Annotated in this window: 6 protein-coding genes, 2 tRNA genes and 2 rRNA genes; 6 read left to right on the plus strand and 4 right to left on the minus strand. The window is 56.8% G+C overall.

The window, feature by feature from the left end; genetic code table 11:
- Positions 1-6 precede the first annotated feature (6 nt).
- From MUM_RS0121990 to MUM_RS0122005, 4 genes are all read right to left on the minus strand, one after another.
- Positions 7-588, minus strand: a complete 582-nt coding sequence (locus MUM_RS0121990; RefSeq protein ID WP_010174125.1) for an IMPACT family protein — start codon at positions 586-588, stop codon at positions 7-9.
- Between the two features lie 12 nt (positions 589-600).
- Complete coding sequence (locus MUM_RS0121995; protein WP_010174127.1) at positions 601-1,260, minus strand: TetR/AcrR family transcriptional regulator; 660 nt, start codon at positions 1,258-1,260, stop codon at positions 601-603.
- A gap of 87 nt (positions 1,261-1,347) precedes the next feature.
- The gene (locus tag MUM_RS0122000; protein WP_010174129.1) at positions 1,348-2,742 is read right to left on the minus strand and encodes a uracil-xanthine permease family protein; all 1,395 of its coding nucleotides are present in this window, start codon (positions 2,740-2,742) and stop codon (positions 1,348-1,350) included.
- An 87-nt stretch (positions 2,743-2,829) separates the two neighbouring features.
- Complete coding sequence (locus MUM_RS0122005; RefSeq protein WP_010174131.1) at positions 2,830-3,750, minus strand: LysR family transcriptional regulator; 921 nt, start codon at positions 3,748-3,750, stop codon at positions 2,830-2,832.
- A 126-nt stretch (positions 3,751-3,876) separates the two neighbouring features.
- On the opposite strand from MUM_RS0122005, the gene MUM_RS0122010 reads away from it, so the two are divergent.
- The 6 genes from MUM_RS0122010 to MUM_RS0122035 form a co-directional block, all read left to right on the plus strand.
- Positions 3,877-5,226: an aspartate aminotransferase family protein gene (locus tag MUM_RS0122010; RefSeq protein ID WP_010174133.1), complete on the plus strand. Its 1,350-nt coding sequence runs from the start codon at positions 3,877-3,879 to the stop codon at positions 5,224-5,226.
- 39 nt (positions 5,227-5,265) lie between these two features.
- A complete protein-coding gene (locus tag MUM_RS0122015) occupies positions 5,266-6,759 on the plus strand; it encodes a CoA-acylating methylmalonate-semialdehyde dehydrogenase (protein ID WP_010174134.1) in 1,494 nt (497 codons plus the stop codon).
- A 626-nt stretch (positions 6,760-7,385) separates the two neighbouring features.
- A 16S ribosomal RNA gene (locus tag MUM_RS0122020) occupies positions 7,386-8,922 on the plus strand.
- 83 nt (positions 8,923-9,005) lie between these two features.
- Positions 9,006-9,082: transfer RNA gene (locus MUM_RS0122025), tRNA-Ile, on the plus strand.
- 30 nt (positions 9,083-9,112) lie between these two features.
- Positions 9,113-9,188: transfer RNA gene (locus tag MUM_RS0122030), tRNA-Ala, on the plus strand.
- A gap of 246 nt (positions 9,189-9,434) precedes the next feature.
- Positions 9,435-10,785 (plus strand): 23S ribosomal RNA (locus MUM_RS0122035); the annotation flags it as partial.

Below are 10,785 nucleotides of genomic sequence, written 5' to 3' on the forward strand. Positions count from 1 at the left end.
GCAGTTTCAGCGCTGCAGCAGAATGCGTCCGCGGCTCAGGTCGGCGAGTTGGGTTTGCAACGTGTCGATGTGTGCTTCGCCGAGAGCCAATTGCAGGTCGACGCCATTGGCGGTGAAGATTTCTTCTGTCACCAGCCCGCCCAACTCGGCCACCCGTAACTTCACCAGCGGCAGCTCGGCAAAACCACAGGAACAACTCAGCGGCACGCGTTTGATCAGTTCGACGCGCTCGGCTGCTTGCAGGCATTTGTTGGCGCCGCCGCCATAGGCGCGGGCCAGGCCGCCGGTGCCCAGTTGAATGCCGCCGTACCAGCGGATCACCAGCACCACGACCTGGTCGCAATCCTGCGCTTCGATCGCGGCCAGGATCGGTCGCCCGGCGGTGCCGCCGGGTTCGCCATCATCGTTGCTGCGGTATTGATCGCCGAGTTTCCAGGCCCAGCAGTTGTGCGTGGCGTTCAGGTCGCTGTGCTGGTCGATGAAGGCCTGGGCGTCCTGTGGGCTGGCGATGGGGGCGGCGAGGGTAATGAAGCGGCTTTTGCGAATTTCTTCGCGAAATTCGCAAAAGCCGGTAAGCGTGAAAGGCATGGGTAACTTCGTTTAGAGGGCGGGCTTGATGCCACAGCCTTTGAGAATGATGTGGATAAGGTTGGTGCCGGCGTCTTCCATGTCTTGCTTGGTCAGCTTGGTGCGCCCGGTCACGCGGCAGATTTGCGTGGCAAAGTCGGCGTAATGCTGGGTGCTGCCCCACAGCAGGAAGATCAGGTGTACCGGGTCGACGGGGTCCATCTTGCCGGCGTCGATCCAGGCCTGGAACACCGCCGCACGGCCGCTGAACCAGGCGCGATAGTCCTGGCTGAAATATTCGGTCAGGCATTCACCGCCGCTGATGATCTCCATCGCGAAGATGCGCGAGGCCTGTGGCTGGCGCCGCGAGAATTCCATCTTGGTGCGGATGTAGCGGGTCAGGGCGGCGGCCGGGTCATCCTCGGCGGTCAGCGTGTTGAACGTGCTGTCCCACAATTCGAGGATGTTGCTGAGCACGGCAATGTACAGCCCCAGCTTGTTGGTGAAGTAGTAGTGCAAGTTGGCTTTCGGCAACCCGGCACTCGCCGCGATGGTGTTCATGCTGGTGCCTTTGTAGCCATGACGGGCGAACTCGTCTTCGGCGGCCTGCAAAATCGCTTGTTCGTTCTTTTGGCGAATGCGGCTTGCAGGTTTTCCGGCGTGGTTGCTGTGGGCAGGAACTTCGAGGCTCATGGAGGTTTCCGTGCAGATCGATGAAGACGACGTGTGCACAGATAACCCACCCTCAAGCCCCAGACAAGTCCCGATACGATAAAACCGTCAAAGCGGTTCCAGAGTGTCGCTTTCCAATGCCCGGTTTGCGGCATCCGCAGTGGCCTTGGGTTCAGGCAGCAACAGGCACAACACAATGGCGGTCAGGCCGCCGCTGGTGATGGCCGAGTCGAACAGGTTCTGCACCAGGGTGGGCATCAGGTGCAGCAGGTTTGGCTGGGCGGCGATCCCCAGGCCCACGCCGAACGATGTGGCGATGATCAGCATGCTGCGCCGATCCAGCGGTGCCTGCGCGAGGATGCGCACGCCGGCGGCGGCCACGCTGCCGAACATCACCAGGGTCGCGCCGCCCAGCACCGGCTTGGGAATTTGTTGCAGCACCGCGCCAATCAGTGGAAACATTCCGAGACAAAACAGCACCACGCCGATGTACAGGCCGACGTAACGGCTGGCGACTCCGGTCAGTTGTATCACACCGTTGTTCTGGGCGAACGTCGTGTTGGGAAAGGCGCTGAAGGTGGCGGCGATCATGCAACTGATGCCATCACCCAGCACGCCACCCTTGAGCCGGCTTATATAGGAAGGACCGCTGATGGGCTGGCGGGCGATCATGCAGTTGGCGGTGAGGTCGCCGACGGTTTCGATGGTGCTGATCAGATAAATCAGCGCCACCGGCAGGAAAGCGCTCCAGTCGAAGTTGAAACCAAAGTGGAACGGTGTAGGCAGGCTGATCAATGGCAAGTCAGGCAGGGCTTGTGGGACGAGTTTGCCGCTGAGCCATGCGGCGAGGCTGCCTAGCGCCAGGCCGATGATGATCGCGCTGAGGCGAACCCACGGCGTGTTCGAGCGGTTGAGCAGGATGATCGTCAACACCACGAACAGGCCGAGCGCCAGGTTGGTCGGGGCGCCGAAGTCCGGCGCGTTGAAGCCGCCGCCCAAGTCAGTGATGCCGACCTTGATCAGGCTGATACCTATCAGGGTGATGACAATCCCGGTGACCAGTGGCGTGATCACTCTTCTGAGTTGGCCGATAAAGCGGCTCAATATCACCTGCACTGCAGCGCCGAAGAAGCAAATGCCGAAAATCATCGCCAGGATGTCTTCCGGGCTGCCGCCCCGTTGCTTGACCAGAAACCCCGCCGACAACACCGCGCCGAGAAACGCGAAGCTGGTGCCTTGCAGGCAGATCATCCCGGCGCCAATCCCGAACGGCCTACGCGCCTGGATGAAGGTGCCTACACCGGAAACCATCAATGCCATGCTGATCAGGTAGGGCAGGTGGGCGGTCAGGCCCAGGGTGGAGCCGATGATCAGCGGCGGGGTGATGATGCCGACAAAGGCAGCCAACACATGCTGCAATGCAGCAAGCAAGGCGGGCAGTGGTTTGGGGCGGTCGTTGAGGCCGTAGATCAGGTCGCTGGGGCTGGAGGATTCTGGCGGCATGGCGTGGTAACTCATGGCTGACGGTTCTAGGTCCCCATGCCTTGCAAAAAGCTGTCCAGTTGCTCAGGTTTTCATGTGAGGCCCGTGCTAGCGCGTTGCGGCCAAACTTTCGAGGAAGCTTTCCAGCACCAAATGAGGGCGACGGCCCTTGCGCGTGACCGAAGCGAGGCTCAAGTCGTAAAAACGCGTGGCCGGTTTCAGCGCGCGCAGTCGGCCTTGTTGTACCCAAAGGCTGGCGTAGTGATCGGGCAGGTAGCCGATGTAGCGGCCGGTCAGGATCAGGAAGGCCATGCCTTCGCGGTCCGAGGCGCTGGCGGTGCAATTGAGTGCCTGGTAGTGAGCCTGGATATCGGCCGGCAAGCGGAAGGTCGGGGCGATGGCGTCCTGGCTGTTGATGCGCTCATCGTCCAGTTGCTTGTCGTCGGCATAAAACAGCGGGTGGCCGACCGCGCAGTAAAGCAGCGAGCGTTCGCTGTACAGCGGCTGGTATTCGAGGCCCGACAAGGCGCTTGCCTGGGGGACTACGCCGACATGCAGGCGGCCATCGAGCACGCCTTGTTCCACTTCATTGGGGGCGATCATGCGGATCTGGATTTGCACGTCCGGCCCCCGCTCCTTCAACTGCGCCAAGGCGTGGGTAATGCGCATGTGGGGCAGGGTGACCAGGTTGTCGGTCAGGCCGATGATCAGTTCGCCGCGCAAATGCTGGTGCAATCCGTTGACCTCGGTGCGAAAACTTTCCAGTGCGCTGAGTAACTGAAGCGCTGACTGATACACCTCGCGTCCTTCCTCGGTCAGGGAAAAACCCGCACGCCCACGCTGGCACAGGCGTAGGCCAAGGCGCTGCTCCAAGTCACTCATCTGCTGGCTGATGGCCGAGCGTCCAATCCCCAGTACGGTTTCCGCCGCCGAGAAGCCACCGCACTCCACCACGCTGCGAAAGATGCGCAACAAGCGGATATCGAAGTCGCTGACTTGGGCCAGTGGGTCGGGTCGACGGCTGCTCATAGTTTAGTGAAGGCCTGACTGAAGGTTAGAAGAGTTGAATTTCACCGACTTTATCCCCGTGGCAATTTAGCTGCAACAACGCTTTTCAAATCCCTACGCTGCCTTTTGCCTTGCGAGGTTTTGCTCATGAACATGCCCGAAAACGCTCCGTCCACCCTGGCCAGCCAATTGAAGCTGGACGCCCACTGGATGCCGTACACCGCCAACCGTAACTTCCATCGTGACCCGCGCCTGATCGTGGCGGCCGAAGGCAGCTGGTTGACCGATGACAAGGGGCGCAAGGTGTACGACTCGCTGTCGGGGCTGTGGACCTGCGGCGCCGGGCATACCCGCAAGGAAATCCAGGAAGCGGTCGCCAAGCAACTGGGCACATTGGACTACTCGCCGGGCTTCCAATACGGTCATCCTTTGTCGTTCCAGCTGGCAGAAAAGATTACCGACCTGACCCCGGGCAACCTGAACCATGTGTTCTTCACCGACTCCGGCTCCGAGTGCGCCGACACTGCGGTGAAGATGGTGCGTGCGTACTGGCGCCTGAAGGGCCAGGCGACCAAGACCAAGATGATTGGCCGTGCCCGTGGTTATCACGGTGTGAACATCGCCGGTACCAGTCTGGGCGGCGTTAACGGTAACCGTAAGATCTTTGGCCAGGGCCTGATGGATGTTGACCATCTGCCTCACACCTTGCTGGCGAGCAATGCGTTTTCCCGTGGCATGCCGGAGCTGGGCGGTATTGCCCTGGCGGATGAGTTGCTCAAGCTGATTGAGTTGCACGATGCGTCGAACATCGCTGCGGTGTTTGTTGAGCCGATGGCGGGTTCCGCTGGCGTGTTGGTGCCGCCGCAGGGTTACCTGAAGCGTCTGCGTGAGATCTGCGATCAACACAACATCCTGTTGGTGTTCGACGAAGTGATCACCGGCTTCGGTCGTACCGGTTCGATGTTTGGCGCCGACAGCTTTGGCGTGACTCCGGACCTGATGTGCATCGCCAAGCAAGTCACCAACGGCGCGATCCCGATGGGCGCGGTGATTGCCAGCACCGAAATTTATCAGACATTCATGAACCAGGCGACGCCAGAGTACGCGGTGGAATTCCCACACGGTTACACCTACTCGGCTCACCCGGTGGCTTGCGCGGCTGGCCTGGCGGCACTCGACCTGCTGCAGAAGGAAAACCTCGTGCAGAGCGTGGCCGAAGTCGCACCGCATTTCGAGAATGCGTTGCACGGCCTGAAGGGCAGCAAGAACGTGATCGATATTCGTAACTATGGCCTGGCCGGTGCGATCCAGATTGCGCCGCGTGATGGTGATGCGATCGTGCGTCCGTTCGAAGCGGGCATGGCACTGTGGAAAGCCGGCTTCTATGTGCGCTTTGGCGGCGACACCCTGCAATTCGGGCCAACCTTCAACAGCAAGCCGCAGGACCTGGATCGCTTGTTCGATGCGGTCGGCGAAGTGCTGAACAAGATCGACTGATTTCTCCTTCTATATAGAACAACTTTTCAGGAGCCCTGCATGAGCCTCATCCAGCATTTGATCAACGGCCAACTGGTGACCGAGAACGGTCGCACGGCTGACGTGTACAACCCGTCGACTGGCCAGGTGATTCACCAGGTGCCGTTGGCCAGCCGTGAAACCATTCAAACTGCCATCGACTCGGCCAAGGCAGCCTTCCCGGCGTGGCGCAACACGCCGCCGGCCAAGCGTGCCCAGGTGATGTTTCGTTTCAAGCAATTGCTGGAACAGAACGAGGCGCGCATCTCCCAGCTGATCAGCGAAGAGCACGGCAAGACGCTGGAAGATGCGGCCGGTGAGCTGAAGCGCGGGATCGAGAACGTGGAGTACGCGTGCTCGGCACCGGAAATCCTCAAGGGCGAGTACAGCCGTAACGTCGGCCCGAACATCGACGCCTGGTCTGATTTCCAGCCGCTGGGTGTGGTGGCCGGCATTACGCCGTTCAACTTCCCGGCCATGGTGCCGTTGTGGATGTACCCGCTGGCGATCGTCTGCGGCAACTGCTTCATCCTCAAGCCGTCGGAGCGTGATCCAAGTTCGACATTGCTGATTGCACAGCTGTTGCAGGAAGCTGGCTTGCCTAAAGGCGTGCTGAGTGTGGTGCACGGCGACAAAGGCGCCGTGGATGCACTGATCGAAGCGCCGGAAGTCAAAGCGTTGAGTTTCGTGGGTTCGACGCCGATTGCCGAGTACATCTATTCCGAAGCCACCAAACGCGGCAAGCGCGTACAGGCGCTGGGCGGGGCGAAGAACCATGCGGTGCTGATGCCGGATGCGGATCTGGACAACGCGGTCAGTGCCTTGATGGGCGCGGCGTATGGTTCGTGTGGTGAGCGTTGCATGGCGATCTCTGTTGCCGTGTGTGTCGGCGACCAGGTGGCGGATGCGTTGATCGCCAAGCTGGTGCCGCAGGTCAAGGCGCTGAAGATTGGTGCGGGCACTTCCTGCGGGTTGGACATGGGGCCGCTGGTGACTGGGCAGGCGCGGGATAAAGTCAGTGGCTATATAGAAGAGGGGGTGGCTTCGGGCGCTGAGCTGGTGGTCGACGGTCGTGGCCTGAGTATTGCCGGTCACGAAGAAGGTTTCTTCCTGGGGGGCAGTCTGTTCGATCGTGTGACGCCGGAGATGCGCATCTATAAAGAAGAGATCTTTGGGCCGGTGCTATGTGTGGTGCGGGTGAACAGCCTGGAAGCCGCCATGCAACTGATCAATGATCACGAATACGGCAACGGTACTTGCATCTTCACCCGTGACGGTGAAGCGGCGCGGTTGTTCTGTGACGAGATTGAAGTGGGCATGGTGGGTGTCAACGTGCCACTGCCGGTGCCGGTGGCGTATCACAGCTTTGGTGGCTGGAAGCGTTCGCTGTTTGGCGACTTGCACGCTTATGGACCGGATGGGGTGCGTTTCTACACCCGTCGCAAGGCGATTACCCAGCGTTGGCCGCAACGGGCCAGCCATGAAGCGTCGCAGTTTGCCTTTCCCAGCTTGTAAGTTAGCGCAATAGAAGGCCGGCCCCTTGGGGCCGGCCTTTGCTTTTCCGGGCTTTTTTGACCGATATGACAGTATTGTGAAAAAAGGTGTTGACGGCAGATTCTGGAAGTCTATAATTCGCCCCACTTCCGGCGCAGTCGAAACGGAAAACTCCTTGGTAAACAAAGAGTTATGTAGGTTTCGACAGCGAGTTACTTCAGATCATCGAAGCCCAGAAGGAGTTGATAGAGCGGTGTAGTTTGGCTCTGTTAACGGTTCGATCTTCTCGGTCGAAAGCGGAGAAAAAGAGGTGTTGACAGCAGCGTGTAACGCTGTAGAATTCGCCTCCCGCTAACGAGAGATCGGAAGCGCAAGTGGTTGAAGTTACAAAGGAAACTTTGAAAACTTCTGAAAATAATCACTTGACAGCAAATGAGGCTGCTGTAGAATGCGCGCCTCGGTTGAGACGAAAGATCTTAACCAACCGCTCTTTAACAACTGAATCAAGCAATTCGTGTGGGTGCTTGTGGAGTCAGACTGATAGTCAACAAGATTATCAGCATCACAAGTTACTCCGCGAGAAATCAAAGATGTAACCAACGATTGCTGAGCCAAGTTTAGGGTTTCTTAAAAACCCAAAGATGTTTGAACTGAAGAGTTTGATCATGGCTCAGATTGAACGCTGGCGGCAGGCCTAACACATGCAAGTCGAGCGGTAGAGAGAAGCTTGCTTCTCTTGAGAGCGGCGGACGGGTGAGTAATGCCTAGGAATCTGCCTGGTAGTGGGGGATAACGTCCGGAAACGGACGCTAATACCGCATACGTCCTACGGGAGAAAGCAGGGGACCTTCGGGCCTTGCGCTATCAGATGAGCCTAGGTCGGATTAGCTAGTTGGTGGGGTAATGGCTCACCAAGGCGACGATCCGTAACTGGTCTGAGAGGATGATCAGTCACACTGGAACTGAGACACGGTCCAGACTCCTACGGGAGGCAGCAGTGGGGAATATTGGACAATGGGCGAAAGCCTGATCCAGCCATGCCGCGTGTGTGAAGAAGGTCTTCGGATTGTAAAGCACTTTAAGTTGGGAGGAAGGGCAGTAAATTAATACTTTGCTGTTTTGACGTTACCGACAGAATAAGCACCGGCTAACTCTGTGCCAGCAGCCGCGGTAATACAGAGGGTGCAAGCGTTAATCGGAATTACTGGGCGTAAAGCGCGCGTAGGTGGTTCGTTAAGTTGGATGTGAAATCCCCGGGCTCAACCTGGGAACTGCATTCAAAACTGACGAGCTAGAGTATGGTAGAGGGTGGTGGAATTTCCTGTGTAGCGGTGAAATGCGTAGATATAGGAAGGAACACCAGTGGCGAAGGCGACCACCTGGACTGATACTGACACTGAGGTGCGAAAGCGTGGGGAGCAAACAGGATTAGATACCCTGGTAGTCCACGCCGTAAACGATGTCAACTAGCCGTTGGGAGCCTTGAGCTCTTAGTGGCGCAGCTAACGCATTAAGTTGACCGCCTGGGGAGTACGGCCGCAAGGTTAAAACTCAAATGAATTGACGGGGGCCCGCACAAGCGGTGGAGCATGTGGTTTAATTCGAAGCAACGCGAAGAACCTTACCAGGCCTTGACATCCAATGAACTTTCTAGAGATAGATTGGTGCCTTCGGGAACATTGAGACAGGTGCTGCATGGCTGTCGTCAGCTCGTGTCGTGAGATGTTGGGTTAAGTCCCGTAACGAGCGCAACCCTTGTCCTTAGTTACCAGCACGTAATGGTGGGCACTCTAAGGAGACTGCCGGTGACAAACCGGAGGAAGGTGGGGATGACGTCAAGTCATCATGGCCCTTACGGCCTGGGCTACACACGTGCTACAATGGTCGGTACAGAGGGTTGCCAAGCCGCGAGGTGGAGCTAATCCCAGAAAACCGATCGTAGTCCGGATCGCAGTCTGCAACTCGACTGCGTGAAGTCGGAATCGCTAGTAATCGCGAATCAGAATGTCGCGGTGAATACGTTCCCGGGCCTTGTACACACCGCCCGTCACACCATGGGAGTGGGTTGCACCAGAAGTAGCTAGTCTAACCTTCGGGAGGACGGTTACCACGGTGTGATTCATGACTGGGGTGAAGTCGTAACAAGGTAGCCGTAGGGGAACCTGCGGCTGGATCACCTCCTTAATCGACGACATCAGCTGCTCCATAAGTTCCCACACGAATTGCTTGATTCATTGAAGAAGACGATAAAGAAGCAGCCCGAAATTGGGTCTGTAGCTCAGTTGGTTAGAGCGCACCCCTGATAAGGGTGAGGTCGGCAGTTCGAATCTGCCCAGACCCACCAATTTTGTGTGGGAAACGCCTGTAGAAATACGGGGCCATAGCTCAGCTGGGAGAGCGCCTGCCTTGCACGCAGGAGGTCAACGGTTCGATCCCGTTTGGCTCCACCACTAACTGCTTCTGTCTTGAAAGCTTAGAAATGAGCATTCCATCATTGTGATGGTGAATGTTGATTTCTAGTCTTTGATTAGATCGTTCTTTAAAAATTTGGGTATGTGATAGAAAGATAGACTGAACGTTACTTTCACTGGTAACGGATCAGGCTAAGGTAAAATTTGTGAGTTCTCTTAGTTGAGAAATTCGAATTTTCGGCGAATGTCGTCTTCACAGTATAACCAGATTGCTTGGGGTTATATGGTCAAGTGAAGAAGCGCATACGGTGGATGCCTTGGCAGTCAGAGGCGATGAAAGACGTGGTAGCCTGCGAAAAGCTTCGGGGAGTCGGCAAACAGACTTTGATCCGGAGATGTCTGAATGGGGGAACCCAGCCATCATAAGATGGTTACCTTACACTGAATACATAGGTGTATGGAGCGAACCAGGGGAACTGAAACATCTAAGTACCCTGAGGAAAAGAAATCAACCGAGATTCCCTTAGTAGTGGCGAGCGAACGGGGACTAGCCCTTAAGTGGCTTTGAGATTAGCGGAACGCTCTGGAAAGTGCGGCCATAGTGGGTGATAGCCCTGTACGCGAAAATCTCTTAGTCATGAAATCGAGTAGGACGGAGCACGAGAAACTTTGTCTGAATATGGGGGGACCATCCTCCAAGGCTAAATACTACTGACTGACCGATAGTGAACTAGTACCGTGAGGGAAAGGCGAAAAGAACCCCGGAGAGGGGAGTGAAATAGATCCTGAAACCGTATGCGTACAAGCAGTGGGAGCAGACTTTGTTCTGTGACTGCGTACCTTTTGTATAATGGGTAGCGACTTATTTTCAGTGGCGAGCTTAACCGAATAGGGGAGGCGTAGCGAAAGCGAGTCTTAATAGGGCGTCTAGTCGCTGGGAATAGACCCGAAACCGGGCGATCTATCCATGGGCAGGTTGAAGGTTGGGTAACACTAACTGGAGGACCGAACCGACTACCGTTGAAAAGTTAGCGGATGACCTGTGGATCGGAGTGAAAGGCTAATCAAGCTCGGAGATAGCTGGTTCTCCTCGAAAGCTATTTAGGTAGCGCCTCATGTATCACTGTAGGGGGTAGAGCACTGTTTCGGCTAGGGGGTCATCCCGACTTACCAAACCGATGCAAACTCCGAATACCTACAAGTGCCGAGCATGGGAGACACACGGCGGGTGCTAACGTCCGTCGTGAAAAGGGAAACAACCCAGACCGTCAGCTAAGGTCCCAAAGTTATGGTTATGTGGGAAACGATGTGGGAAGGCTTAGACAGCTAGGAGGTTGGCTTAGAAGCAGCCACCCTTTAAAGAAAGCGTAATAGGCTCACTAGTCGAGTCGGCCTGCGCGGAAGATGTAACGGGGCTCAAACCATACACCGAAGCTACGGGTATCACCTTCGGGTGATGCGGTAGAGGAGCGTTCTGTAAGCCTGTGAAGGTGAGTTGAGAAGCTTGCTGGAGGTATCAGAAGTGCGAATGCTGACATGAGTAACGATAATGGGTGTGAAAAACACCCACGCCGAAAGACCAAGGTTTCCTGCGCAACGTTAATCGACGCAGGGTTAGTCGGTCCCTAAGGCGAGG

Source organism: Pseudomonas sp. PAMC 25886, assembly GCF_000242655.1.
Lineage (GTDB): Bacteria > Pseudomonadota > Gammaproteobacteria > Pseudomonadales > Pseudomonadaceae > Aquipseudomonas.